The sequence below is a fragment of the Mesorhizobium sp. B3-2-1 genome (assembly GCF_006439515.1).
Classification (GTDB): Bacteria; Pseudomonadota; Alphaproteobacteria; order Rhizobiales; family Rhizobiaceae; genus Mesorhizobium.
In genome coordinates, this window is sequence record NZ_VFTI01000001.1 from 119,296 (window position 1) to 145,222 (window position 25,927).

At 60.1% G+C, this 25,927-nt stretch carries 22 protein-coding genes; 14 read left to right on the forward strand and 8 right to left on the reverse strand.

Translation table 11 applies throughout. From position 1 onward, the window contains the following. The first annotated feature begins 3 nt into the window (after positions 1–3). The 8 genes from FJW08_RS00620 to FJW08_RS00655 all read left to right on the forward strand — a co-directional run bounded on the left by FJW08_RS00620 (position 4) and on the right by FJW08_RS00655 (position 6,654). Positions 4–1,440, forward strand: a complete 1,437-nt coding sequence (locus FJW08_RS00620; protein ID WP_140808070.1) for a type II and III secretion system protein family protein — start codon at positions 4–6, stop codon at positions 1,438–1,440. Positions 1,441–1,444: 4 nt separating this feature from the next. Beyond that, positions 1,445–1,720, forward strand: a complete 276-nt coding sequence (locus FJW08_RS00625) for a hypothetical protein (protein ID WP_246682128.1) — start codon at positions 1,445–1,447, stop codon at positions 1,718–1,720. 71 nt (positions 1,721–1,791) lie between these two features. Then, on the forward strand, positions 1,792–3,243 hold the full coding sequence (locus FJW08_RS00630) for a pilus assembly protein TadG-related protein (protein ID WP_140808074.1): 1,452 nt from the start codon (positions 1,792–1,794) through the stop codon (positions 3,241–3,243). 8 nt (positions 3,244–3,251) lie between these two features. Beyond that, on the forward strand, positions 3,252–3,746 hold the full coding sequence (locus FJW08_RS00635; RefSeq protein WP_140808076.1) for a TadE/TadG family type IV pilus assembly protein: 495 nt from the start codon (positions 3,252–3,254) through the stop codon (positions 3,744–3,746). Next, complete coding sequence (locus FJW08_RS00640; protein ID WP_140808078.1) at positions 3,740–4,375, forward strand: TadE/TadG family type IV pilus assembly protein; 636 nt, start codon at positions 3,740–3,742, stop codon at positions 4,373–4,375. Before FJW08_RS00635 ends, FJW08_RS00640 begins: the two co-directional genes overlap by 7 nt. Then, positions 4,372–5,535, forward strand: a complete 1,164-nt coding sequence (locus FJW08_RS00645) for an AAA family ATPase (RefSeq protein ID WP_140765883.1) — start codon at positions 4,372–4,374, stop codon at positions 5,533–5,535. The genes FJW08_RS00640 and FJW08_RS00645 overlap by 4 nt, the downstream gene beginning before the upstream one ends. After that, positions 5,522–6,094 carry a L,D-transpeptidase gene (locus FJW08_RS00650; protein WP_140808080.1) on the forward strand — a complete coding sequence of 191 codons (573 nt, stop codon included), beginning with the start codon at positions 5,522–5,524 and terminating at the stop codon, positions 6,092–6,094. Before FJW08_RS00645 ends, FJW08_RS00650 begins: the two co-directional genes overlap by 14 nt. After that, entirely contained in the window at positions 6,091–6,654 is a 564-nt protein-coding gene (locus FJW08_RS00655; RefSeq protein WP_140808082.1) for a hypothetical protein, read from the forward strand. Before FJW08_RS00650 ends, FJW08_RS00655 begins: the two co-directional genes overlap by 4 nt. Before the next feature lie 32 nt (positions 6,655–6,686). On the opposite strand, the gene FJW08_RS00660 is transcribed toward FJW08_RS00655, so the two are convergent. The 3 genes from FJW08_RS00660 to FJW08_RS00670 form a co-directional block, all read right to left on the reverse strand. Continuing rightward, positions 6,687–7,154 (reverse strand): hypothetical protein, encoded by a 468-nt coding sequence (locus FJW08_RS00660; protein WP_246682129.1) that lies wholly within the window; start codon positions 7,152–7,154, stop codon positions 6,687–6,689. Positions 7,155–7,314: 160 nt separating this feature from the next. Then, positions 7,315–7,941, reverse strand: coding sequence for an MraY family glycosyltransferase (locus FJW08_RS00665; RefSeq protein ID WP_246682131.1), 627 nt, complete (start codon positions 7,939–7,941; stop codon positions 7,315–7,317). Positions 7,942–8,099: 158 nt separating this feature from the next. Then, positions 8,100–9,113, reverse strand: coding sequence for an NAD-dependent epimerase/dehydratase family protein (locus tag FJW08_RS00670; protein WP_140808088.1), 1,014 nt, complete (start codon positions 9,111–9,113; stop codon positions 8,100–8,102). A 382-nt stretch (positions 9,114–9,495) separates the two neighbouring features. On the opposite strand from FJW08_RS00670, the gene FJW08_RS00675 reads away from it, so the two are divergent. Then, the gene (locus FJW08_RS00675; protein WP_181182799.1) at positions 9,496–11,508 is read left to right on the forward strand and encodes an acyltransferase family protein; all 2,013 of its coding nucleotides are present in this window, start codon (positions 9,496–9,498) and stop codon (positions 11,506–11,508) included. 80 nt (positions 11,509–11,588) lie between these two features. On the opposite strand, the gene FJW08_RS00680 is transcribed toward FJW08_RS00675, so the two are convergent. From FJW08_RS00680 to FJW08_RS00690, 3 genes are all read right to left on the reverse strand, one after another. Further along, positions 11,589–13,562, reverse strand: coding sequence for a hypothetical protein (locus FJW08_RS00680; protein ID WP_140808092.1), 1,974 nt, complete (start codon positions 13,560–13,562; stop codon positions 11,589–11,591). Beyond that, positions 13,563–14,825, reverse strand: coding sequence for a glycosyltransferase (locus tag FJW08_RS00685; protein ID WP_181182800.1), 1,263 nt, complete (start codon positions 14,823–14,825; stop codon positions 13,563–13,565). Between the two features lie 127 nt (positions 14,826–14,952). After that, positions 14,953–15,861 carry a hypothetical protein gene (locus tag FJW08_RS00690; protein ID WP_140808096.1) on the reverse strand — a complete coding sequence of 303 codons (909 nt, stop codon included), beginning with the start codon at positions 15,859–15,861 and terminating at the stop codon, positions 14,953–14,955. A gap of 139 nt (positions 15,862–16,000) precedes the next feature. Here FJW08_RS00690 and FJW08_RS00695 point away from each other — a divergent pair, with 139 nt between their 5' ends. Continuing rightward, positions 16,001–17,809, forward strand: coding sequence for an ABC transporter ATP-binding protein (locus FJW08_RS00695; protein WP_246682133.1), 1,809 nt, complete (start codon positions 16,001–16,003; stop codon positions 17,807–17,809). A gap of 194 nt (positions 17,810–18,003) precedes the next feature. Here the strand turns inward: FJW08_RS00695 and FJW08_RS00700 are convergent, their stop codons facing one another. Further along, on the reverse strand, positions 18,004–18,855 hold the full coding sequence (locus tag FJW08_RS00700) for a class I SAM-dependent methyltransferase (protein WP_140808098.1): 852 nt from the start codon (positions 18,853–18,855) through the stop codon (positions 18,004–18,006). Beyond that, positions 18,852–19,982, reverse strand: a complete 1,131-nt coding sequence (locus FJW08_RS00705) for a glycosyltransferase family 4 protein (RefSeq protein WP_140808100.1) — start codon at positions 19,980–19,982, stop codon at positions 18,852–18,854. The genes FJW08_RS00700 and FJW08_RS00705 overlap by 4 nt, the downstream gene beginning before the upstream one ends. 128 nt (positions 19,983–20,110) lie before the next feature. Here FJW08_RS00705 and FJW08_RS00710 point away from each other — a divergent pair, with 128 nt between their 5' ends. From FJW08_RS00710 to FJW08_RS00725, 4 genes are all read left to right on the forward strand, one after another. Next, complete coding sequence (locus FJW08_RS00710) at positions 20,111–21,391, forward strand: nucleotide sugar dehydrogenase (protein WP_140808102.1); 1,281 nt, start codon at positions 20,111–20,113, stop codon at positions 21,389–21,391. A gap of 177 nt (positions 21,392–21,568) precedes the next feature. After that, the gene (locus FJW08_RS00715; RefSeq protein WP_140808104.1) at positions 21,569–22,363 is read left to right on the forward strand and encodes a class I SAM-dependent methyltransferase; all 795 of its coding nucleotides are present in this window, start codon (positions 21,569–21,571) and stop codon (positions 22,361–22,363) included. Between the two features lie 73 nt (positions 22,364–22,436). Continuing rightward, the gene (gene asnB, locus FJW08_RS00720; RefSeq protein WP_140808106.1) at positions 22,437–24,407 is read left to right on the forward strand and encodes an asparagine synthase (glutamine-hydrolyzing); all 1,971 of its coding nucleotides are present in this window, start codon (positions 22,437–22,439) and stop codon (positions 24,405–24,407) included. 180 nt (positions 24,408–24,587) lie between these two features. Continuing rightward, a complete protein-coding gene (locus FJW08_RS00725) occupies positions 24,588–25,907 on the forward strand; it encodes an O-antigen ligase (RefSeq protein ID WP_140808108.1) in 1,320 nt (439 codons plus the stop codon). Positions 25,908–25,927: the final 20 nt, after the last annotated feature.

Sequence of the window (25,927 nt, forward strand, 5' to 3'; positions counted from 1 at the left end):
GGGATGCAGGGGGTTTGGGTGAGGATGGCGGCGGCCGCGTTGTCGTGTCTGGCGGCGCTGTTGCTGTCGAGCCTGGCGGCTGAAGCAGCCGACCGCTTCATCGACGTGTCGAATCCCAGCGTCCATCGTGTTTTCCTGCCTATGTCGCAATCGGTGACAATCCAGGTGAACGCCAATCTCGGCGATATCGTCGTTGGCGACGAGAAGATCGCCGACGCGCAGCCAATGACCGACCGCACGCTCTACGTCATCGGCAAGGGCGCCGGCACCACCACGGTCAATTTGTTCTCGCCCGACAAGCGATCGCTCGGCGTCATCCAGATCGAGGTCGGCGTCGACGTCAGCGACATGGCGGCGGCGATCCGCCAGGTTTCGCCAAGGTCGCGCATAGAAATCGGCTCGGTCAACGGCAGGGTGCGGCTTGGCGGCCACGTCAAGGACGGCGCGACGCTGGCGGCCATCATGGAAGTCGCCCAGCAATACGGGCCCGATGCCATCATCAATGCCGTCACCGTCGACGACAGCCAGCAGGTCAATCTCGAAGTGCGCGTGCTGGAGGCCAAGCGCAACGCCGGCCGCGATCTCGGCGTGTCGTTCAGAAGCAGGGACAGCAATGCAACTCATTTTGGAACAGGCATCGCTGCCACCACTCCACCCGGAGCAGACCCAGGGACTCTCGTGACCGGCCTGCTGTCGAACAGTAATCCCTTCGCGTCGTTGATTACCCAGATAATCGACGCCAATATCAAGGTCGACCTGATCATTGAAGCACTTGAGGCCAAGGGCGTGGTGCGCACGCTTGCCGAGCCAAACCTCACCACGCTTTCCGGCGAACCCGCCAGTTTCAACGCCGGCGGCCAGGTTCCGATCCGGAGCGTCGACAAGAACGGCGAGGTCCAGATCGAGTACAAGCAATTCGGCGTCAATCTGTTGTTCACGCCGATCGTGCTCGCCGACGACAAGATCCACATCCAGCTGGCGCCGGAGGTCAGCGACCTGACCGGCTTCACGACAGCCGGCGACCCGATCTTCACCAACCGCAAATTGTCGACCGTTGTCGAACTGCGCGACGGCCAGAGCTTCGCGGTCGGCGGGCTCCTGTCCAGCAAGACGACCAAGCTGCAGAACCAGGTGCCATGGCTCGGCCAGGTGCCTGTCATCGGCACGCTGTTTCGCAATTCGAGCAGCCAGAAGGAAGAGACCGAACTCGTCGTCGTCGTCACGCCGCATATCGTGCGTCCGGTGAAGCCTGGCGAGCAGCTGGCGACGCCTTTCGACAAGACACGGCCGGCGAACGACCCGGAGTTCTTCCTGCTCGGGCAGCTCGAGGTGAACAAGGACATGATCCGCAAGTACGAAACAGGCGACGGCGTCACCGGCCCCTATGGCCACATGCTGGACTTCAAATCGAAGGACAAGATGCTCTATGTCAAGAAATAGCACCTTGATCCTCATTCTGTGTGCCGGTCTGCTTTCAGGCTGCGCCGCGGACTATCTGAACCACTACGACACGGTGACCCTGGCCGCCGGCGACACGCAGAAGTTCAACTCGATGCTGCAAACGGTCGACCCGCTCAATCCGGCTTCCAGGAACACGCATATCGAAGGCGACGGCACGCGCGCCGCCGCTGTCGCGCACAGCTACAAATTTCCGCCGCCACCGCCGCCGCCGCCGGCCATCACGGTCAATGTCGGCGGGTCGGGTGTGACGACGCCGTGAACTGAACGGAAGGATGCGGAGGGCGCCGGGCGTGCGAGGGGCCCTTGCGCAGGAAAGCAGAGAGTAAGGTCATGTTGAGGACCATGCGTGCCTTCTGGAACGATCAACGCGGCGTGGCGATGCTGTTCGCCGCAATCTTGGTGCCGGTTCTCGTCGGCTTGTCGCTTCTGGCTATCGATATGAGCCGGGCTAATGGCCTCCACAATGATATGCAGAAGGGTGCCGATGCCTTTGCGCTGGCGGCAGCGGCCGAGTTGGACGGCAACACGGACGCGATCAGCAGGGCCAACAGGGCGATTGGGTATCTTCTGACGACCAACGCCACGAAATTTTCAACCTCGGGCTATCACACGCTTGTCGCGGCCGACCTGACCGTCACCTATCTGTCCGGCATTCCCGCCAACGATAGCATCGGGCTGAGCGCCGCCGGGGTCGACGAGAATGCCGTGAACTGGAGCACCACCGATCCGAAAGTGGCGAAATTCGCTGAAGTAACGGTCAACTCCACAGCGTTTGCAACAATCTTCCCGGCGAGTTTTGTCGGAAGCAACGACACCATGAACCTGCAGACGCAGTCGGTAGCGGGCTTCAACAACGCGCTTTGTCAATTCACACCGATGTTCATCTGCAACCCCTATGCATCCATCGGCGCTCTCCAGACCGCCTTGTCGGGAACCACGAAGCCGATGATCTGGCTGAAGGAGCAGCAAGGCGGCGCCAGCGCTCAATATGGTCCTGGCAATTATGGTTTTCTGTCATCTCCTGAGGGAGACAAATCGACGGGGGCGCTGACTGAGATGTTCGCGGTCACCAGTCCGCCCGCCTGCTACAGTCAGAACGGGGTAACAACCCGCCCGGGCAACATCCCTCCCGTAAATGATGGCATCAACACCCGCTTCGACATTTTCTCGAATGGCGGCCCTTACAAAACCGATCCATCTATCAATCCGCCAGCGCCGAATGTCCGCAAGGGCATGGTTGTGAAGAATGCCGGCAAGCCAAGCTGCACATATGATGTGCCCAACAGCGGGCAGGCGAACAACTACAAGGCGCTGCCCAGGGATAATTGCTTTTACTCGGGCGGCTGCACACAGGCGGGCGTGCTCGGCGATGGCTCCTGGGATTTTGCAGGCTACTGGTCCGTGAACCACGGAAATGCCAGCACTACGGGAGTGACGACGTCCTGCGGTGCCAGCCCTAGCCGATATTGCGTCTACAAGTATGAGATTGACAATCCCGGCTTGAAGAGTGGCCAGGAAGCGACGGCGCCGCAATGCAACACGACGACGCAAGGCGCAGACAGGCGGCTGCTCTATGTCGCGATCATTGATTGCAACGCCAACTCCGTCAAAGGTGGCGGGCAAACCTTGCCGGTGCAGGCCTTTGCCAGCGTGTTCGTGACGGAACCGGCGGGCGGGCCACCGAATGCCGACATCTACGGCGAGATGGAGGACATCAGCACGGTCGTCGGTCAGAACACGCTGAAGAAGCTTCAGCGCAATGAAGCCCAGCTCTACCGGTAGAAGCAGCGATGATCAGGTTCAGCGAAATCATCCAGCGTTTCAGAGGAGAGGAGAACGGTGCTGCTCTGGTCGAGGTGGCGCTCGTCGTACCCTTCATGCTCTTGTTGTCGGCGGGTGTGTTCGAATTGTCCAACATCTTGAACACGCGCTTGCTGCTCGAGGCCGGCGTTGAGGACGGCGCGCGTTACATGGCCCGCTGCAACGACAGCAACTGGAATACTTGCGTTACCCTCGGAACCAACCTGGCCGTGAACGGCGCCGTGACCAACGGCACCGCTAGGGTGACGGGCTGGAAAACCTCCCAGATCACGGTCACCCCAAGCCTCACCGACGCGGTCGATGCCACCACAGGCACTGAGCTCTATCTCAGCAGCACCCCCAAAGTGGCCGTCGTTGAGGTCAGCACTTCATTCCCGTATAGCGATCTCGGGCTTTGGAGCTATCTGGGCTTCGGGGCCCTTACGATAACCGTGTCGCATCAGGAGCGAGTCTTCGGATGGTGACGGCGAGGAGAAAATTCAGCGCGGACCAGTCCGGCGCCACCATGGTCGAAATGGCTGTAGCCATGCCGTTGCTACTGACCCTTCTGCTCGGCTTTGTCGATTTCGGCTTCCTCTTCTACCAGTGGAACGCCGGCAACAAGGCAGTGCAGACTGGAGCCAGACTCGCGCAGATTTCGACGCCGGTTGCAAGCGGGCTCGCCCTGGAGGCCAAGACGCCGTCCGACACGTTGCTTGTGGGAACCGCCGTTCCGGCAGGGACGTACGACTACATCTGCACCGCCAATACGGCCGGCACTGTTTCGTGCATCTGCGGCACAGGCACCACATGCCAGGCTCTCACATCGAGCCAGGCCTCATTTGATTTTGTTTTCAGTGGCGGCGGCGGTAGGGCGGGCATGGTCACATTCCTGCCGACCCTGCAGAAATCCGAGGTCCGGATCGAGTATGCCGCCTCCGGCCTCGGCTACTGGACGCGGCCCAGCGGGCCGGTGCCTACCATCACCGTCAGCATTGTCAATCATCCCTTCCAGTTCTTCTTTCTGGGCGGATTGCTCGGGTTCGGCAACATCACCATGCCCTCCATGCTGAGCACGGTCACGGGCGAAGACATGAAGAGCACGTACCCATGAACGCCATCAACACCAAGGTCCTGCCCACCAAGCGAAAGCAGGTCGCGCTGTTTTCCTCCGATCCGAATTTCAAGCGCGAGGTGGCGACACGGCTCGATGCGCTGGCGATCTATGATGTGCGGGTTGCCGAGACGGGCGATTTTCTCAAGGGGCCGCCGGCCGACACGCGCCCGGGCATCGTCATCCTCGATCTCGGCAATGGCGAATTGCTTGGCAAGCCAGGCATCGTCGAGGCGCGCGCGCTGTGGGCGACCGTGCCGCTGATCGCGGTTTCCGACGAGCTGACCTCGGAGCAGACGCGCGTCCTGGTGCGCATGAATGCCTCGGACTGGCTGCACAAGCCGCTCGACGGCAAGGAACTGCTCAACGCGGTGACCTTCCACGACAGCGGCAACCAGGGCGCCAAGAGCCGCATCATCACCTTCATCAGCGCCAGCGGCGGTGCCGGCGCCACGACGCTGGCTCTATCGGCGGCTGAATTCCTGGCCTCGAAATCGACCGAGCGCGCGGCCTCGACCTGCCTGGTCGACCTCGACTTCCAGAGCGCCAATTGCGGCGCCTATCTCAACCTGTTCAACCAGTTCGACCTTGCCGGCATCATCGGCCAGCCGGAACGGCTCGATGTCGAGCTGATGGATGTCATCAAGCTGTCGCGGCCGTCCGGCCTGACGCTGTACGCCTTCGAGCGGCCGCAACTGCCGTTCGAGCCGCAGGGCGCCGATTTCGTGTTCCGGCTGCTCGACCTCGTCGCCTACCGTTTCGACGACATCGTCATCGACCTGCCGAACATCGAAACGCCCTGGCACAATTCCGTGCTTTCGACGAGCGACGAGATCTTCATCGTCTTCGAGCTCAACGTCGCCTCGCTGCGGCAAGGCAAACGGCTCTACAAGAAGATCCGTGAACTGCGCGGCAATGCCGTCTCGATCACGCTGGTGGCCAACAAGCACAAGCGCAAATGGTTCGGCAACCACTTCTCGCGCAGCGAGCTGGAGAAGATCTTCAAGGCGCCGCACATCAAATCGGTCGGCCTCGACAACGCCCTGCTGGCCGACGCCCTGAACCGCGCGATGCTGCCGTCCGAAGTGGATGGGCGGGCGCGCTTCAGCAAGGACCTGAAGAAGATGTTCCGCGAGCGGCTCGACGATGCGGCCCGCTAGCGGCCATCGCGTTCGACTGACGGCCGCCGGCCTCCTCGGCCTGGTGCTGGCGTTTCCGGCCGGACAGATCGCGTGGGCAGACAGCCGCCCGCCTCTGCCGGCCATGGGACCCAGCCTGCGCAAGACGGTGGCGTTTTCCACTGCCGAGAAGACTGGAACCATAATCATCCGCAAGCAGGAAAAAGCGCTCTATCTGGTGACCGGCAAGGGCGAGGCCCTGCGCTACCGGATCAGCGTCGGCCGCGATGGATTTGGCTGGACGGGTACGGTGCAGGTGGGGGCGAAGACCGAGTGGCCGGCGTGGCGTCCGCCCCGGGAAATGCGCGCCCGCCAGCCGGAGTTGCCGGAGATGGTGCCCTCGGGGCCGTACAACCCGCTCGGCGCCAGGGCGCTCTATCTGCTTCGCGATGGTCGCGACACGCTCTATCGCATCCATGGCACCAACGACCCCTCGGGCGTGGGTTTCGACGGCACGTCAGGCTGTTTCCGCCTGACCAATACCGATGTCATCGATCTTTTCAGGCGCGTGCCTGTCGGCACCAAGGTGGTGGTCCAATGACGACGATCAGCGATCCCGACGACCTGGTGGCGGCGGTCGAACCGCCATTGCTCGACAAGGAGAAGAGCCGGTTCAGACTAGCCGTTGCCGTCGGCGTCGGCCTGGCGCTGTTTGCCCTTCTGAACGCCACCGCGGCCGTCTATCTCTACCGTGGCATCAACGACCTGCGCGCGATCGAGGCGCGGCTGGAAGACCTCGGCCAGTTCGAGCAGCGGATGAGCGCGCGGCTGGACACCGTCAACAACGGATTTCAAAGCCGGTTCGAGGCGCTGGACGATCGGCTGCGGGCGAGCTTCGGCGAGGTCAACGCCAACATCGCGCGGCAGGCACCGGAAATGTCGGGAAACCACGTCGGTGACGAGCCGCGCGTCGTGGAGGTCCCCGCGCCCGCCGAGGATACGGCGGCGGTTGCCAGCGCCGCCGAGGCGGAGCCCGCCATGGAGGATATGCCGCGCGCGACGCGAAGGAGGCAGGCTCCGGCGGCGCCCCCCGCGCCAAGCTCCAACTACCAGCGGATCGTATCCCCGGAAGGCAAGGTCACCTATCACAAGATAAACTAGCTCTGGCCTCGGCCGCCGCAGGTAGCGCCGCGCTAGAAATCCCTCTGCAGCGCCATGATCCGGACGCGCCGCGATTCAACGCGCATGCCGAGTTCACGGACATAGGCAAAATGGCAATAGGTGCACGCCGTCAGCCCGATGACCGCCAGCAGGCAGTTCAGCCAGGTGAAGTCCATCATCAGTGAGAACTGAAAGCCGCTCGGCGCCGTGAACGCGGCAATGGTGCTGGCGGTCTGCGAGCGGCCGCCGATGAAAATCATCGATGCGGCGAGGATCAAGGTGCCATGGTTGGCAAGAAAGAAAGCGGCCGACCTTCTGGCCCGGGATGCCATCCAGCAGATCCCCAGCGCCGCGCCCAGCAAGGCGAAATCCAGGACCATCGACCCTCCCAGATAGACATCGACCTGCTGCCAGACCATACCGGAAGACGAGTGCAAGGTGAGCCAGAGCTTCCACATATCGGGGCTCGCGGGGTAGGTTCCGAGCAGGATCGTGGCCATTCGCTCCGCCGCCAGGATCAGCAGGACAAAGGCCGGGAAGGCGAAAAGCAAGTGTGGTTTGCGTTTCATGGTGCCTCGCAATCTGGCGGGCAGATTATGCCGCATATATTGCGCGAGGCTTAACGTGGCGTTTTTGCAGATCGGTATCGCGAAGAGTGGCCTATGGACTGGCCAAAGCAGAAAATATCAGCCCTATCGCCAGTGCCGCCACTGCGTAAATAGCCGGCAAAAGCCGACGGTTCACACCAATCCGAAGCAAGGCATGACCAAGGTGATCCGTGCCGCCCATCCAAGGCCTCCGCCCCTGTAGCAAGCGGCGAGTGGTTACGAATATTGCATCAATCAGCGGGACGGCAATCCACGCCAACGAGGCGTCAAAACCTTTTTTCGAAGCAAGAAGAACGATTGCCGCCCCGAGCAGAAGGCTGCCGCTATCGCCCATGAAAACGCGGGCGGGCGGATAGTTGAAGCAAAGGAACCCGACGCATGCGCCCGCGCCGGCCATCCCGATATCGCCGCCCAGCCCCAGGAAGGCGGCCGTGATTGCACTCGCGGCAAGGCCATCGGCATGGTCGAGCATGTTGACCGCGTTGCAAGCTATCCAAATGACGATCGGGACCCACCACAGACCTGTGATGATTCCAGCCAAGATCGCGGCAGCGGCCAATGCCGCTGCCTTGGCACCGGCGGAAAGGGACCGGACGTCATCCAGCGCCCCGATCAGGCAGAAAACAGCCAGCAGAAGAATATGCTCAACCGGAAGCCACGGAGCCATCGCGATCAGCATGGCCGGCCCTGCCAGCCGGGGTACCTCACCCGATGTGTGCCATCGGTCGCTCTTGACCTTTGAGACCGCTCCGATGCGTATCGCCAGACGCGCAAACAGCCAGACACAAACGGCCGATATGAGCAAGGCCCCGATGAACGGGACCAATGGACCAGGTATCAAGCCATTGCTCGTTCGGAACGCATGTGCTCGATGCAGTCGAGCACTGTCTGTTTGGTGCTTCGCAGTGGCCGCCATCCGGTCATGGAGGTCAATAGACTTGTGTCAGGCACGCGATCGTGCGTTACGGCGAACCGCTCACCAAAGACCGCACTGGAAGATTTCATGACGATGGTCGCACTCGTCTGGGTGGCATCAACCACCATCTTTGCAAGATTTCCAATCTGAACCGCCTCGCTGCCGCCCAGGTTGACTGGCCGGCCTCGCAACGACCGGCACTGCATCACCTGAAGCAAGCCCTCGGCGGCATCGGCTACGTGGAGAAAAGCGCGCCTCTGCTCGCCATCGTCGTGAACCACGAGCGGTTCGCCCCGCAACGCCGCGTCGACAAACACTGGCAATACGAGGCCGGTCGCCGAGCGCTGGCGCGGTCCGGCCATGTTAAATGGTCGAACGATCCAAGTAGGGATGCCCAAATCAAAAAACAGTCCAGCAACCAGATGCTCAACCGCTGCCTTGGCAGCGGCATAACCCCATCGCGGTCGCAGATCCGTCATGACTGGATCGGACTCCGTGATTGGCCGGTCCCGACCGGAGCCGTAGACTTCTGAACTCGACGTATAGAGAAGCGGGCGCCTGTGCAGCCGGCATGCTTCGACGATTGAACAACCCGACTCGAGAATGCCGCTGGTGACGGCGAAGCGTTCCTTGTGAGCACGCTCGACGCCAATCGGACTCGCCAGATGGAATACGACATCGGCCAGGCCAACCTCATCCTGGACCGCCGCATTGTATGCAGGATCGCCGACCCTGAAGGTACGGATCGTCAAGCGGGGGTCACCAGTCGGCAGATTGCGAAGCAAGCCGTTCGAAAGATCATCGACAACGGTCACGGTGCAATTGCGCGCAAGCAACATATCGACCAGTGCCGACCCTACGAAGCCTGCGCCCCCAGTAACCAACACATGTGCGTGCTGGCCGAATTCAACCATGTCCGCGCTATGGTTGTCCAACGTTGACGCCTCCAGAACGACCCGTGGCCTCGCAACGCACGGGACAATCTTCTATACAGTCAAGGACGGGACGAACAACCCGTTTTTCTATCAAGCGAGCGAGTTTTCATCGCCCCCTATATCATTAACGAATAAGTACCCCTCCGAAATGCTGCCATTAGTCCGACGCCCAGGTCCAGGACCGGCAGGACTGATTCTGACATATGCGTACCAATGTTTAGGTTTTCGTCGTTCTAGCGCGAAACAAATTGTCAGGGTATCCCCACGTTTCTCAAAATGCGACTTGTAAGTCTAACCGCGAGTGCCGCCACTGTATACATCAGGTCATCGACTCATGTTGCGCAATTGGGCTATGAGGCCGGCAGACGACCCCGGAGGAGCTTTGACGTTCGACTATCGGCCAGATGTCGACGGATTGCGTGCAATCGCGGTGGCCGCCGTCATACTTTTCCATTTTGACGTACCCGGTTTCCCGGGTGGCTTCGTCGGCGTCGATATCTTCTTTGTCATTTCCGGCTACTTGATCACGCGCCTTTTGGCGGGTGAAGGCGCTAAACTGTCCCTGATCGAGTTCTACGCCAGACGCATACGCCGAATTCTGCCGGCGATGCTGGTAACGATCTGCTTCTCGCTCATTGCTGGGTGGTTTCTGTTGCTCCCCGGGGACTATGCCGGCTTAGGACACAGTGCGGCATATTCCACCGTCGGGTTGGCGAACTACTACTTTCTCTGGAACACGGGCTATTTCGACCGCGAGTCGACGCTTCTGCCCCTGCTCCATCTCTGGTCGCTCGGCGTCGAAGAGCAGTTCTACCTAGTGTGGCCGGTTTTGCTTCTGGTCGCGAACCGGTTGGCACGGGGCCGCCGTCTGCCGATCGTCGCGCTGATTTCTATCGTCGCACTGATCAGCTTCTCGATTGCCCTCCATCTGGTGGCGATCGATCCAAAACAGGCGTTCTATGTTCCCTTCAGCCGAGCCTGGGAACTGGCTCTCGGCGGCCTGCTGGTCTTTGCGGCGCCCATTCGCCGCCGAGGCACTTCCGAAGTTTGCGGACTGGTCGGCCTTTGCCTGGTCGCCGCCAGCACCATCTGGCTGTCGCCGGGTCAACCGTTTCCAGGCCTGAGCGCTTTATTCCCAGTGATCGGCGCTGTCCTGCTCATCTGGCCGCGTTCGCAGTCAATGATCTCGGCGCTGCTTGCGAGCGCGCCTTTGCGATCGACGGGCAAGATTTCTTATAGCCTTTATCTCTGGCACTGGCCGATCCTGGTCTTCTTCCGTCACTACGCAGGCACCGCAATGCCGACGGCGGCCGAGGCGTCGGTCCTTGTCGCGGTGGCCTGGCTGGCGGCGTATTTATCTTGGCGGTTCGTCGAAGAACCCCTTCGCCGTCTGCGGGCGCCTCCATCCAGGGCATTTGCCGCCGGTCTTGCCGCCGCGGTGATAGTTTGCCTAAGCGGCAATGCGATCTTCGAAGCCGGCGGTTTCACCAGCAGGATTCCGAAAGAAGCCGAGGCAATAAGCAGCCTCGATGTGATGTGGGATTGGCCGTGTCCACAGACGGTCGGCATCCCTGAACTCGGCAGCACCTTTTGCGCGTTTGGGGCGCCCTGGAACAAAGCGAGACATCACGCCGTGCTGTGGGGCGATAGCCATGCGGAGCATCTCGCCCCCCTGTTGGATGCGGTGGGCCAAAGGGAGAATACGGCCTTCTTTCTTTATCGTGGCTGCCCGGCCGCCTTCGGAGAAGGTGTCCATCGCGATTTTCCAGAACATCCCGACTACCAGGAAAGCTGCGCGACTTCCCGAAAGGCGGTCGTCCACATGCTGAGACAGCGAAAAGATATCGACCTCGTGGTCCTGTCTTCCGCCTGGACAAACCTTGCTGACACCAATGTCGTCGCCGATGACGGCCGGCCGGCCGACAGGGTCCTGCTGTTGCGCGATGGCCTGATCAGCCTCGTCAAAGAAATCACCGCTCGGCAACGACGCATCGGAATCATTGGACAGGTGCCGGTGCCAGGCGTGGATCTGACGTCCTGCGCGGCAATGCGCGAAAGCGGGATGCTGAGACGTTGTTCGACAGACATGGATAGCGAGCAAATCCTACGGCGTTGGTCGCCGGTGGTGACCGCGTTAGAGTCGCTTGCGGATGAAAATGGGGTGTTCTTCGTCGATCCACTCAAAGGTATGTGTCCGGACAGGCATTGCGCCACCTACATCAATGGCGAGTTCATTTACCGCGACAAAGCTCACCTGCGCCGAAACTTGAGACCGGAGACCGATGATGCGATTGCGCGGATGATAGGTCTCTACTTCGCTTTCGACACTGGCGAAGAGCAAAACCAGGTATCGGCTGCGGCCGCGCAGCCCCACACAGCCAGCAAGAGCAATTGAGCGCGATGCCGCCGGACACAGTCTCCATGTCGACGATCAACACCTATCGATCTTCGGCGCGAGGCTTTTTGTTCCGAAAATTATCCAGAGGCTCGAGACCGACTTGTTAGTGGCGTCACGGCAACCACCGTCGCGACCGACCACGCGATGATTGTGCCTAGAAGAATGAAACAGAGTGCACTCACCGAAACCGGAACGGCGACCTCGTAGGTTCGCTCATTGCTGCGAGGGTCGCTCGAATCCGTCGGCGCGAACAGCACAGCAGCCCGCCGGCGGAAAGTATACTCGCCTTGCCTGACGGCGGGCCATGCATGCGAAGACCAGTCGACGCGGTGGAGCGATGTCCCGTTCTCGTGCAGATAGGATACTTGCGAAGGCGGAATGTCGGACAAGTCGTCAAACTGGAAGAGACCGGGAAATTGTGACCGCGGAAGTAGCGTCTCGTATCCGCCTCGGACAGTAAACATGGTCTCGTTCTGCAGCCGTCCGGTAGAAAGCGGTGGTGTGACGAGCAATATCGCGATGCAGCCGGCGCCAAAGGCCGCGACGCCTGCCACTGTTCCGCAAGCAAAGCTCCAAGGCTCTGTCGGCGATGGCATTTCGACAGCCACTTTCCGCGCGGCGAGCATGCCGCCAATCCCAAGCGCGATCGGAAGAAAGAGACTTGGTGTCAGCAAGAGGTCATGCGAGGTCAGCATTACCCCTACAACCGCGACACCAAGGGCAAGATCATCGGCGTTTCGAGCAAAGCAGAAGGCGAAGCTGACGATGGCGATCGGAATGAGCCAGCCGAGGTGGCCGAAAGCGATCGCAAACAGGACGAAGGTGTTGTGCGGCGCAAGGGCTTGCGCCTCTTCAAGTCCGCGACCGAAAAAGCCACCCTCCCGATAGGCGAGCAGTCCGCGCTCGAGAAAGAGAGCCCTTGCCGAAATCGAGTTCCTCTTGCCTTCATCCGTCAGCCGTTCGCCGAGCGCCTGCATCTTGGCGACGTTCGTGGATTGACTGGCTGCGGACCAGGTGCCGGATGGCAGAGGAGACGACGTTACGGCGTCCGCAGATGCACCGGGGGGCGTGGCAGTGCCGGCAGAACTTGTCCCTGGCGAAGCCGGTTGATTTGCCGAAGCCCCTTCAGGCGACGCCGCAATTGGCACTGTAACGGCAGGCGGAGGTCGATCGACAGCCTTTGATGCCTCGTCGAGCGCGGTGCTTACAGACAAAATGCCGGCAAAGGATTCGCCCATGGCGATGCGGAAGGAAGCATTTGTGGTCAGCGCGATGCCGATCGCTCCCAGCAGTCCAAACGCGACGGCGACCGCACGGCCCCAACCCCCGAGATCGATCTGAAAACGACGGCCGCTGCGAAATTGTTGCCAAACGCGAACGACACTCGGAACCGCCACCGTTGCAAAGGCGGCGAGAAGGGTCGAGCGAGAAAGCGTCGCAAGAAGCGTTATGGCTACGAGAACAAGAAAGCTTGCACGCCATTTTTGTGCGACGGCGCGATAGCTCGCCGCAGCCCCAAGCAGAAGTCCGGCCGCCGCGACATTGGGATTGATCGCCAAACCGGCGGCCCGGCCAGGAGTGTTGGTGAAGCCGTTGGCAAAGAGGAGATCGAGGAAGCAAACCACCGCATTGAGCGCTGTGACTGACGCCGAGAGGCGCAACACGATTACCGGAGCGGATGCAAGCATGAGGACAATCGCCGCGCCGCCGAGGAAAAGGGTGATGAGGTAACACTTGGCGACGATCCCGACCGGATGAAGCGCAACCGGGACGACTGCCATGGCGGCGGCGATCGCAAGCAGGAGGATCGCGCTACGCACCTCTCGACGCGTTGCAAGAACCGCGATCGAAACAATCAGCACGCCGCCATAGAGCGCATGGAAAACCAGCCTCGCGAACTCGTCCCGTCCCGTAAAGAACGGCAGAAAGTATGGCATGAACCAGGACTGATAAATGACTATGGTAAATGCGCACAGACCGGCGGCGATACAAGCGAGAATCCCCGCCAGTGGACGCGCCGAAGATCGTTCAGAGTGAGCGATCCCGCTCATTCATTTGTCCTCGAGATAGAGGCGTTCATAAGCGTCGACCATGGATCCGACCGAGTAGCGCTCTCTCATGGTCCGTTGCCGAAACTCGCGGTCAGTTGCCGGCTCCGGCAACCGGTCGATAACGGCGAGGAGCCCGCGAGCGAGATCGGCAGGGTCACGAGACGCCACCAGTACACAACCCGGCATACCCGAGACAGCCTCGGGATTTCCTCCGACATTGGTAGCGACGACCGGAAGACCTGCCGCGAGCTTTTCCATCAAGGCGTTGCAAAAACCTTCTTCGTGGGAGGCGATCACACCGATATCCATGCCGGCGAGCAGGCCCGGAACATCATTCTGCGTTCCCAACAACCGCACTTTCGATCCAATCCCGAGGCGCTCGGCTTGCTCGCTCAGAACCGGCCCGATGCCCCGATCCTGTCCTGCCACGAACAACCTTAGCTTCGGTCGACTTTTGCTGGCGAGAGCGAACGCCTCGATGAGATCGCCATGCCCTTTATACGGAATGAGATTGGCGACTATGACGATGCCGACGTCGTCGGCATCGAGACCGAGGTGGCGCCGCGTGTCGCCTCGTCGATGGCCCACATGGTCGAAGCGGCTCAGATCGAGACCATTCGCAATCACGCGGACGCGGCCGATATCGTAGCCATCGCGAGCCGCCATATCGGACGCGACCGCATGCGAGTTCGCGACCACCACATGTGATAGCCGATTGGCGATGCGATCCATACGCTTCAGCCGTGGCCAGCGCTCCTGGTGATAGCCAAGACCGCGTCTCGAAGTGATGACGAGTGGTGCCAACGCAAACCGTCCCGCCAGAGCGCCCAGGAAGTTTGTCAAAGGCAGGAAGGCGTGGACAACGCGCGGCCGCGTCAAAGCAGTGCGAACGACCAGCGAAGTGACCGCGGCGCCGAGAACCAGCATCGCCTTCATGCTCGGGCGCGTCTTCGCGGCCACGCTCGATTTGGTCGCCGTCTTGGCCGTTGTCGGCGATTCAGGTGACGGATTCGGCCGATGAAACCCGTACGATACCCGGACTCCTGCACGATGCAGTGTTTCCGCCAGAACGCCGCCCTGCGAAAGCGCAAAAACCTCGACGTTCCAGCCTCGCTTCTTCAACTCCGTGGCAAGCAGCACGAGTTGGCTCTCCGTGCCTCCGAGATCAAGCGTCCCAATAACAAAGAGCACCTTGCGACGAGGCCCTCTCGCGAGTGCGGTCGAAGGCACGGCAGCGCATTGTCGGCGTTCAGTATCCGTCATCGGAAGTTCTTCTCGCAGCGTCATCCGCCCCGCCTGACTTGTTGGGCTTGCCATAAGGTGCTGGCGGTCCGCAAGCGGCAGTCTCTGCCGGATTATGGGTTCTGCAAATGGTCACGAGTAGGCAAAATCAAATCGACCGAGCAGTTCTGCGAACCCACAACGGCATAAGCCGGGCAAGCCTTTCACGATGCCGGAGCACCATGCCAATAGCCGCGAGCAAGACACCGATTGCCAGAAGCGCCAGCGGCGGAACCCATTTCAGGCATTCGAACTTTGCCTCGTACGCACGCACGTCGTTGAAGTCTTCGGCGGTCCCAAGCGGTTGCCAGGCCTGACCATACGCTCTTCTTAGCAGAGGCAGCATCGGCCCGAATTGCGCGTAGTAGGTGTCGATGATCGACGGGTCCTGTTGTACATCCTCAAGCGAGTGAGGAACGAAGACACCATAGTCGGAATCGAGAATGTTGCCATTCGACTCAACCACAGTGTGCTCGGGCGCACTGTAGATCGTCGCTTCGATGCCCTGATCGGCAAGGACAGAGTAGACGATCTTCGAAACCTGGGAACAGAACCCATAGCCCCGATCAAGTGCCTTTCGGGGAGTCACAAATTCATAGTTCTGCAGGTTTTCCCGGTATTCTGGGCGAAAGCTGAGCATCCAAAGGAGGTAGTTGTCGAAAGCACCGATCCGCGTGTAGGGCACATCGGCCGCTGCCCAGCGATCACCTTCCGTCCAATAGTGCACCATTCCACCCGCGACGGCCGTAGTCAGACGCTCGAGATACGCCTGCATTGGCTCACTCTGGCGACGGTAGAGGTCCTCGACCGACCCCACTTTCTGCGCAAACCCCAGCGGTCCTTCTATTGCTGAAGCTGGCGGAGCCGGGTAGGCGCTGACCAATCCGAGCGGATATGCCGAGACAAAGAACAGAAACGCCGTCCCTACCCCGGCCGAGAACACGCCGAGTATACGAAGCAATGCCGCAATTAAGCTCAGCCACTGCCTTCGATCCCGAATCTTTATAGCGTCACTCATGGTTGAAGCATATCACTTCACCGCAATCACGGTCTCTCGCCCATTACGCAGAGTTGTGGACAGATCACCTTCGGACTTCTGTGATAAATTTGTCAATGGGCATCGGTTGTGACTTGTCGTGGAGCGCCGAACGTGTGCATTGAGCGCTCTGAATGCGGACATCGATTTGGCATTGAGCGGAAACCGAAACTCAGGCAGCACTCTCGACACACTGCGGCGCTTGTGGCGGCAGGTATCGAAGCCTAGACAGAGGCAGTTTTTCGGCCTCCTTGTCTTGATGATGTTCGGTGCACTTGCGGAAGCCGCTACGCTTGGTGCTTTGCTGCCGTTTCTTGCGCGCATCGCCAATCCCGAGGCGGTTGGCGGCCAGTCCTTCCTCGCGCGCCAGTTTGCCGGCTTCCGGCTGACCGGCCCGTCAGACAGCCTTTTCGGTCTGACGATTCTGTTTTCGGTGGTGGCGATCATAGCCGGCGCCGTGCGCATATTCCTTGCCTGGGCTACGAATTCTTATGTCTTCTCGCTGGGACATGAGGTGGGCGTGAAGGTCTATGACCAAGTACTCCGCCAGCCCTACAGCTACCACGTTTCACGCAATTCCAGTTCGGTGTTGGCCGCGCTTCGTCAGGTTCAGACCATCACCGCGGGTGTGATGCTGCCCCTGTTGCAATCGATCAGCGGCATAATCATCGGTGTCTTCATCATCGCTGCCCTTTTTGCCCTAAGTTCTTTCATCACCTTCGTTATCTTCGCGGGCTTTGGGGCGGTCTACCTCGCCATGTCGCTCGTCATCCGCAAGCACCTCAGGAGGAATGCGCAAATTATCGCCAGCGCGCAGGCCGAAGGCATCCGATCTGTCCAAGAGGGACTGGGTGGCATTCGTGATGTCATCATCAACGACACCCAGCCGTATTTTCTCTCGCGATACAGCCAACTCGACTTACGCCTGCAGCGCGCGAATGCAACGAACGCGCTTGCGGCGGGCGCTCCGCGCTTCGCGATCGAAGCTGCGGGTATGGTGATCATCGCGGCGCTTGCTTATTTCCTCATCACCCGCTCGAACGATGCCGGCCAAGTTCTGCCGATACTTGGAACATTTGTTCTTGGAGCGCAGCGTCTGCTCCCATCCATGCAGCTTGTATACGGCAATTGGGCGCTGATACTGGGCAATCTTGCCGGCGCTGAAGTCGTGCTCCAGGCGCTCGAGGCACCACTTGGCCCAGAGTGGAAACAGCCTCCGGCCAAGCGCCTCCCATTCGATCGGGCGATCATGCTCAAGGATGTGTCGTTCCGTTACGCTTCTGACCAACCGCCGATACTCGAGCGGTTCAATCTCACAATCTCGAAAGGGACCAAAGTCGGGTTCGTCGGCAAGACAGGCAGCGGCAAGAGCACGACAGTCGATCTGATTATGGGCCTGCTCGAGCCGACCAGCGGCGCGATCGAGATCGACGGGCAAAGGCTGGATGGCGCTACACGGCGCGCCTGGCAAAGACAGATCGCCCATGTGCCGCAAAGCATCTTCCTGGCCGACGCCTCGATCGCCGAGAACATCGCTTTCGGTATCGACCCCAGCGGAATCGACCATGATCGCGTCCGCAGTGCCGCGCAGCAGGCCGCTTTGGCTGAATTCATCGAAGGTTTGCCCCAGGGGTATGAGGCGCGGGTCGGCGAGCGCGGTGTCCGCCTGTCAGGCGGCCAGCGCCAGCGCATCGGCATCGCCCGGGCGTTGTACAAACAGGCCTCCTTGCTCGTCTTCGACGAAGCCACGAGCGCGCTCGACATGGAGACCGAGGCCGCGGTCATGGAGGCGATGCGGGAATTGCCGGCCGACCTGACGGTGCTGATCATCGCCCACCGCCTCACGACTGTCGAAAATTGCGACGAGATCGTCACCCTCGAAGACGGCAGACCGCGTATCTGGACGAGAACCGGCGGGCCGGCCGCTTGAAACGAGTCGCATCGAAATGGATTGGCGATGCGCTTGACGTCTCTGTCGCATGTGGTTCTCCCAAAAACCGCCACGCACTTTGGGGCATACGTTACAGCATGTCGCGGCGAATAGGATTCGCCCGACCTGCTGTAAGCTTCTGATTTTATGCATGTCGTTGTCCCGGAACCGAGGACACTTCCGGGCGACATGCATCAGAATTGCTCTGGTTCGGTTTTGGATGGCGACCTGATCGGGTTCTGGAAGAGAAATTCCGTGCATGCCTCACCGGCAGATATCCTGACGAGCTCGAAATCGAACCGCTTCTTCAGGCAATCGATCACGGCCTGGTCTTCGGCAAACTCCATAGGCCAGCCGCCCAGCCAGTCACGGATATCGGTCATGTAGCTCATGCCGCGACCTTTTTTCTTTTGGTAGATCTGCTTCACAAGCGAGGGCAGTTGAAGTGGATTGCGACCGAGCCCGAAGCGCCAGATGTACCAATATTCCATCCACCGCCTTTGGCGAGGGTTGGCGCGGTTGTATCGCCGTTTCACGTCGAGCCAGAATTCCGCCGAAGGTTTCACCACATTCGACGAATAGAGAGCAATGAAGAAGAGACCGCCGGGCGCAACCGTGCGCACCGCATTTTCGATAGCTTGCCACATGGCACCTGTGTGGTGGAGTACGCCCCAGGAATAGACGAGGTTCCAGGTGCCTAGCTTCTCCAGATAGGCGGCGTCGAGCACGTCGCCGCGTTCGACGGTCCAGTTCGACGGGTCACCGGCCAATTGGCGCAGCTTGCCGGTTGTGCTTACCGAAAGCGGGTCAAAATCGAAGGAATGTATCCTATCCGCTTTTGCGTCCAAGGCGGCAAGCGAGTGCAGTCCGCTGCCGCTGCCGATATCGAGAAAGTCGAACCCTTCGAGGCTCTGTTTGCCGAGGAAGGACAAGAGCTGCTCCGCCGCCATCCGACGGCGTTCATCCGAGTAGTGCTTGTCGATGAACGACGCCCAATTGGCTCCGAACTCGTATCGGTTCGACGATGGATTTCCTGCAAACGTCATTCTGCGGCTCGGTGCCCGGCTTCGATGATTTCCATCATATGAGCGGTGACTTTCTGAATATCATAGCGCTGTTCGGCAATCGATCGACTGTTCCTGGCCATGCATTCGGCTTCATTCGGGTTGTCGATCAGGCGGATCATAGCCTCCGCCAATGGGGCCGTGACACCGACCGGCACCAGCAGGCCGTTCACGCCGGGGACGATCGGCGCGCGACAACCTGGCGCATCTGTCGTGATCACCGGGCGCCCCATTGCCATAGCCTCCAGGACAGATCGCGACGTACCCTCGCGATAGGACGGAAGCACGAAGATGCGCGAATCGGCGATCACTCGACGGACGTCTTCGACAGCCCCGTGATAGTGGATGGTTCCGTCCGCGACGGCTGCCTCAACTTCCGATACTGGAAATCCCGCGGGATTTGGATCCGTATCGCCGACCAGGTCGAAACGAGCTTCAGGTCGAATTGCCTTAACCAGCCTCGCCGCACCTAGATATTCGCCGAGGCCTTTGTCGCGAAGCAGGCGTGCGATCATAAGAAATCGCGGCTTCTCCGGTAATGGCGCAACTTTGAATCGATCGAGGTCTACCCCTGAACCGTTGGCGACATTGGCTGGTGTGCGTCCGAGCAGTCCCAGACGACGGAAGTCATCTCGGTCATCGTCGTTCTGGAAGGTGGCCGTAGTGGCAACACGCAGGCTCGCGGCATAAAGAAGCCGGGCCACCGCATTGACCATCCTCCACCGTAGAGATTTGTGATGGTCCGTGAACGCATAGCCGAGGCCCGTGACAAGCGCGTGCCGGCGCGGTACCCCCGCAATCAGCGCCGCGGGTATGCCATAGACGATCGGCTTGATCGCACAGGTCAGTACGGCCCGGGGTTTGAGCTCTCGTAGCTTCCTGTGAAGACGAAAAGCCAACAGCGTATCGCTGAATGGCGCAATAGCGGCACGCTCCATGGGCAATGGATGAAAACGGATGCCGTTCTCGGTCAGCCAACCAACGGTCATGGCATCGACTGGCGCCAGGGCATGTACTTCGTATCCGGCTGTGCGCAGCGCGAGCAGAAGATGTCCCCGCGTGGTTGCAAGGGATTTTGGTTCGCTCACGACAACAACGATACGATCCATATGGCGATACGTGCGTTGATCAAGCACTATTTTGAGTGGAGACTTCCCGCTACGCAACTACACATCGTTGAATTTGCGTGCGGCCTGCCATACAAGCTCACTCATAAGCGACCTTAGGAAATCCGCGGATGTCCGAACGCATCGCCGTTATCGGCCTGGGATATGTCGGCCTGCCGCTAGCCGTCGCGTTTGGGAAGGTTTTCCCGGGCACGATTGCTTTCGATATCAGCGAAACCCGGATCGAGGAACTGCGTCGCGGCGTCGATCGCACGGGAGAGGTCGACACGGCGGCGCTCAAGGTCTCCTCGATCGCGCTTACGACCGACCGGGAGATGTTGAAAGGCGCGACTTTCTTCATCGTTGCCGTGCCAACACCTATCGACATCAACCGTGCTCCCGATCTTGCGCCTTTGAAACTGGCATCTGAGCTTGTCGGCGAAGTGGTGAGCAAAGGCGCGGTCGTCGTTTTCGAATCGACGGTCTATCCAGGCGTGACCGAGGATTTTTGCGGGCCGATCATCGAGCATACGTCCGGCCTGCGGCACCCTCATGATTTCGCGCTCGGCTATTCGCCTGAAAGGGCAAACCCAGGCGATCGGGAACATTCGCTGCGACGGATCATCAAAGTCGTCTCCGGTGAGAACGCCGAGACGCTGGAGCGCGTGGCCGGCGTCTATGGCAGCATCATCGATGCCGGCATATACCGCGCACCGTCGATAAAGGTGGCCGAAGCGGCGAAGGTTATCGAGAACACGCAGCGCGACCTCAACATCGCGCTGATGAATGAACTGGCCATGATCTTCGAGCGGCTTGATATCCGGACGCAGGATGTCCTTGATGCCGCATCGACAAAATGGAACTTCCTTCCTTTCAAGCCGGGCTTCGTCGGCGGCCACTGCATCAGCGTCGATCCGTATTACCTGACTGCCAAAGCGGAGGCCGAAGGCTATCACCCGCAGATTATCCTCGCCGGCCGCCGCATCAATGACGGCATGGGAGCCTTCGTTGCCCAACAGGTCGTCAAACAGCTGATCCGCTCGGACATACCTGTCAAAGGGGCTTCAGTCGGCATTCTCGGACTGACCTTCAAGGAGGACGTGCCGGATTTGCGCAACAGCCGCGTTTTCGGCATGGTCAAGGAACTGAGGCAGTTCGGAATTGTCCCTAAAGTCCACGATCCCCTTGCTGATGCCGAATCTGCTCGACGCGACCATGGCGAAACGATCCTGCCGCTCGATGAGATAAGCGATTTGCAGGCGCTTGTTTTGGCGGTACCTCACAAGGTTTATCTCACAAGCGAGAGAGCGCGTCTTTTTCAAATGATCAGGCCAGGAGGAACGCTGTTCGACATCAAGTCTGCTATCAAACCGCATGAAATTTCTGACAATCTAAAGTATTGGAGTCTGTAAGACTCGGCCTGAATTTAATACTGGGATATACCGTGACATTAAGCAGGTCGATTCCGATCGCCGACGCAGCCTGCAAGAGTCAGGCGCGGCTCGACCGGCGGAACGCATTGGTTTCGGGACTTCTATCGGGCATCGGCCAAGGCTTCGGTCTTTCGAAAAGGGCATGGTGGGAAGCTTATGAACGCGCGTTATGATTTCGGCCGCAACTGGTCCGAGCTTGCCGCGCGCTTCGAGGACGAGCATCTGGATCGGGCTTGCGAGGATCTTCGCCGCCTGGTGGGAGATCTGGAGGGGAAGACATTTCTGGACATGGGCTGCGGATCGGGCCTGCACTCAGCGGCCGCTCTTCGGCTGGGGGCAGCGAAGGTTCACGCCGTTGACTATGACGCGGGCTGTGTCGAAACGACCAAGGCCGTGCTTTCTCGCTTCGCGCCGGAAGCCGAATGGAGTGTGAAGCGAGCCGATATCCTCGACAGGGCGTCGCTTCCAACCGGAACATTCGACGTCGTCTATTCGTGGGGCGTCCTGCATCACACGGGAGACATGTGGGCGGCCATCAGCAACGCAGCCGGCCTCGTTGGTCACGGCGGAAGGTTTGGCATTGCGATCTACCTGAAGACACCCCTTTGCGGACTGTGGACAGTCGAAAAAAGGCTCTACTCGTCCCATCGGTGGCTACGGCCCCCGGTCAAAGCGCTATTTGTCTCGGCCTACATGTTGGCAAGGACGCTGCGCCATCGGGACACGATCTCATTTGTCAAGAGCTATCGCGCGCGCCGAGGCATGGAGTTCCTGGCGGATGTCGACGACTGGCTAGGCGGCTATCCCTATCAATCCACCACAGCCGAAGAGTTGGAGACGTCCGTCGAAAAACTTGGGTTTCGCACGAGGCAGCGCTTCAATGTGGCGCCTGGAGTTGGCCTCTTCGGCACCGGCTGTGGTGAATGGTGTTTCGAGCGAATGAATTCATAGCGGCCCGTTTCCTCCTCTGATTTCGCGGTAGAGAGAAGATCCGAGCCAGGTCATTGTGGAGCAGAAACGCGGGATGTGCGGTATCGTCGGCATTGTGGGTGGAGCAGCCGCGACCAGCAGCGGCCCGTTCAGCGTGCGCTGTATGGCGGACATGATCCGGCATCGCGGACCGGACGGCGACGGCGTCTGGACTGACGCCGAGGCCGGCGTTGCGCTCAGTCAACGCCGACTGTCGATCATCGACCTGTCGTCGGCCGGCGCGCAGCCGATGCTTTCGCATAGCGGTCGCCATGTCATCGTCTTCAATGGGGAAATCTACAATCACGGCGAGATGCGGACGCATCTCGATCGGGAATTCGGCGCTCATGCCTGGCGCGGCCATTCCGACACCGAGACCTTTCTGGCCGCGATCGAAGAGCTTGGAATAAAAAGGGCTCTCGAATTGGCCGTCGGCATGTTTGCTTTTGGGTTGTGGGACCGGCGGGAGAGAACGCTCATTCTCGGACGCGATCGCCTAGGGGAAAAGCCTTTATATTATGGCCGGATCGGCAAGGCCTTCGCGTTTGCTTCGGAACTCAAGGCCTTTCGACCGCTGCCGGATTGGCGCCCGGACATCGACCGGAATGCGCTGGCTTTGCTGATGCGCCACAACTACATCCCCGCCCCTTACTGCATTTACCAAGGCATTCGGAAATTGAGACCCGGCCACCTCCTCGTCCTTTCCGACCCGATGCGTGAGCCACACGTCGAGAGCTATTGGAGCGCCAGGGAAGTCGCTGAACAAGGCCAGCGCGATCCTTTTCAAGGGAGCCCCGAAGAGGCGGTCGACGAGGTCGAGCGTCATCTTCGCCGCGCGCTCGAAGGGCAGATGATCGCGGACGTTCCGCTCGGCGCCTTCCTCTCGGGCGGCATCGATTCTTCCGCCATCGTAGCGGTCATGCAGTCGATCAGTTCGCGACCGGTGCGGACCTTCACGATCGGATTTGACGAAGCGGGCTACAACGAGGCCGGCCATGCCCAGCAAGTAGCGCGCCACCTCGGCACCGACCATACGGAACTTTATCTCAGCGAGCGGGACGCGCGAGAGGTTGTGCCCCAACTGCCCGGCATTTATTGCGAGCCTTTCTCCGACTCCTCGCAAATCCCGACATTCCTCGTCTCCAAACTGGCGCGTGGCAGCGTTACCGTGGCTTTGTCGGGCGATGGCGGCGACGAGCTGTTCTCCGGCTACACGCGCTACGCACTCGCCGATGCGTTATGGAACAAGCTTTCCCGCATCCCGACGGGGCTGCGCCGCGCGTCGGCCAGCTTGGCGACACTGGCCTCGCCCGATCTCTACAACAATGTCGCGGGCGGGATCATGCCGCTTCTGCCGCAGCGCCTGCGCCGCGAGCGCGTCGGCGACAAGATCCACAAGGCGGCGTCGGTTCTTTCGCTGCGAACCATGGACGATGTCTACCGTCGCCTCTGCTCGCACTGGGAAGCGACCGAGATCATCCCGGACGCAGCCGAGCCGCCTACCATGCTGACGGGATTGGAGGCGCTTCCAGCGTTGCCGGGCAACGTCGAGCGGATGATGTACATCGATTTGATGAGCTATTTGCCGGACGACATCCTGGTAAAGGTTGATCGCGCGGCAATGGCAGTCAGCCTCGAGACCCGCGTGCCGCTGCTTGACCACCGCCTGACAAGCTTTGCACTTTCGCTACCGCTTTCCATCCTGCGAGCCGGCAGCCAGACAAAGTGGCCGCTCAGGCAACTGCTTTACCGACATGTTCCGAAGGCGCTTGTCGACCGTCCGAAAATGGGCTTCGGCGTGCCCATCGACGCCTGGTTGCGCGGCGCGCTTCGCGAATGGGCGGAGGCGCTGCTCGACGAACGTCGATTGCGGGAAGACGGTTTCTTTCGGCCCGAGGCCATCCGGCGCGCGTGGTCGGAACACCTCTCCGGACACCGTAACAACCAGTATCTGCTTTGGGACGTCTTGATGTTCCAATCCTGGCGGGAAGCAACCCAGGGAGCTTCATCGGCGGTCGCGGCCTGAACAGGCATCAAGCCAGGTTTTTGCCTGTCCACTCATGCAGCCGGATGGCGAGCGAGACGGTTCCGCACTATCAGATACAGAAGCAAGCAGCTATACGGATTCGAGCACGGGGCGAAGCACGGTGAGCAAGGATCGTTCGAACGATTCGCACGCGATCCGGAAGATTGCGAAGCAAGGGCATTGAACGCGTTTACATCGCTGCGGCGCCACCTGACGGCAGAACAGGTCAACCGTTGGTTTTCGATCATCTGCTTCTTTTCGCCACCAGTGCTCGGGTCGGTGGTGAGCTTCGTATTTCATGGTGGAGCGCTCTGGTCGGTGGTGTTGCTGGTCGCCAAGCGACGCCACTTGAACATCGACCGGCCGATGTTTGCCATGACCCTTGCGCTTTATGCCTATTGCGCGGCGATGGTCCTGGCGTCGATCGTCAACGGCACCCTGCGGGCCGATGTCACGCACTTCCTGCCGCTGATCACCTTGCTGGTGTTCCCGATCTCTTATTCGACCTGGAGCATCACCGACAAGGCGACGCTTGTACACATTGCTGTGCTGGCCAGCGCGGCAGCGTGTGTCGGAGCGCTGGCGCTAACCATTGTCCAATATTATTGGATCGGGATGCTGAGAGCCGAAGGAGGGGCTGGAAATCCGATCGTGTTCGCGACGGTCACCTGCCTCGCCGTGATGATGTGCCTCGCGGGCGCCGTGTCGGGAATAGAGAAAGCCTGGAAGACACTCACCGTCGCCATACTCGCCGGCGCCGTGGCGACCGTCTATTCTGGCTCCCGCATGATCTGGGTGGCCTTGCTGATCGCCATTGCCGCCATCCTCGTGATCAATCGCCAGAGACTCACGCGATCGAATATGCGACGGGTGCTGGTGATTGCGAGCGCTTGCTGCCTGCTCACCGCGGCAATCACGTCTCCAATCATCGTGGATCGCACTCATTTCCTGTTCGATGACTGGAAAGCTCTCGCCACCAAAGGTGACCATTCCACTCCGCTCGGACTAAGGGTTGGGCTCTGGGACATTGGGATCGATGCATTTCGCGAAGCACCATTTTTCGGCCACGGCATGTCCGCCAGCCGGGCGATTTCACAGCAGGGTTTCAAAAAGCAATTTGGGGTGAGTCAGGGTTTCAACCATTTTCACAACGGCTTTCTGACAGCCTTGGTTCAGGCTGGACTTGTGGGCGCGTTATCATTGGCGGCGATCTTCATCGTCGCGATCTGGAACGCGACGAAGGTCCTTCGCTTCAGTGCCGATCCGTTAGAGCGGTTCGGGGCGACCATGATAGTGGTCGCCGTCATAGTATACCTTGTTGGTGGGCTGACAGGCATCCTTGTCGGCCACGATATTCTAGATTCGACGCTGATGATCTTCCTGGTTTCAGGAACATACCTGGCTTGCGGACGAACAGTTTCGCCGATCAAAGGAGAGTCGGCCGACATAACCTCGATCGGCAGTACCGTCTCGGATATTCGGGGAGCCGGTTCCGCGTGAAACGTTCGTGACGGCTGGCA

Bases quoted from the DNA above. Each gene is read 5' to 3' on its own strand.
- FJW08_RS00665 (WP_246682131.1), bottom strand. From the start codon at position 7,941: ATGCTGATCGCGATGGCTCCGTGGCTTCCGGTTGAGCATATTCTTCTG.
- FJW08_RS00655 (WP_140808082.1), top strand. From the start codon at position 6,091: ATGACGACGATCAGCGATCCCGACGACCTGGTGGCGGCGGTCGAACCG.
- FJW08_RS00700 (WP_140808098.1), bottom strand. From the start codon at position 18,855: ATGACGTTTGCAGGAAATCCATCGTCGAACCGATACGAGTTCGGAGCC.
- FJW08_RS00710 (WP_140808102.1), top strand. From the start codon at position 20,111: ATGTCCGAACGCATCGCCGTTATCGGCCTGGGATATGTCGGCCTGCCG.
- FJW08_RS00620 (WP_140808070.1), top strand. From the start codon at position 4: ATGCAGGGGGTTTGGGTGAGGATGGCGGCGGCCGCGTTGTCGTGTCTG.
- FJW08_RS00715 (WP_140808104.1), top strand. From the start codon at position 21,569: ATGAACGCGCGTTATGATTTCGGCCGCAACTGGTCCGAGCTTGCCGCG.
- FJW08_RS00705 (WP_140808100.1), bottom strand. From the start codon at position 19,982: ATGGATCGTATCGTTGTTGTCGTGAGCGAACCAAAATCCCTTGCAACC.
- FJW08_RS00690 (WP_140808096.1), bottom strand. From the start codon at position 15,861: ATGAGTGACGCTATAAAGATTCGGGATCGAAGGCAGTGGCTGAGCTTA.
- FJW08_RS00650 (WP_140808080.1), top strand. From the start codon at position 5,522: ATGCGGCCCGCTAGCGGCCATCGCGTTCGACTGACGGCCGCCGGCCTC.
- FJW08_RS00660 (WP_246682129.1), bottom strand. From the start codon at position 7,154: ATGGCCACGATCCTGCTCGGAACCTACCCCGCGAGCCCCGATATGTGG.
- FJW08_RS00630 (WP_140808074.1), top strand. From the start codon at position 1,792: ATGTTGAGGACCATGCGTGCCTTCTGGAACGATCAACGCGGCGTGGCG.
- FJW08_RS00680 (WP_140808092.1), bottom strand. From the start codon at position 13,562: ATGAGCGGGATCGCTCACTCTGAACGATCTTCGGCGCGTCCACTGGCG.
- FJW08_RS00685 (WP_181182800.1), bottom strand. From the start codon at position 14,825: ATGACGGATACTGAACGCCGACAATGCGCTGCCGTGCCTTCGACCGCA.
- FJW08_RS00635 (WP_140808076.1), top strand. From the start codon at position 3,252: ATGATCAGGTTCAGCGAAATCATCCAGCGTTTCAGAGGAGAGGAGAAC.
- FJW08_RS00645 (WP_140765883.1), top strand. From the start codon at position 4,372: ATGAACGCCATCAACACCAAGGTCCTGCCCACCAAGCGAAAGCAGGTC.
- FJW08_RS00640 (WP_140808078.1), top strand. From the start codon at position 3,740: ATGGTGACGGCGAGGAGAAAATTCAGCGCGGACCAGTCCGGCGCCACC.
- asnB (WP_140808106.1), top strand. From the start codon at position 22,437: ATGTGCGGTATCGTCGGCATTGTGGGTGGAGCAGCCGCGACCAGCAGC.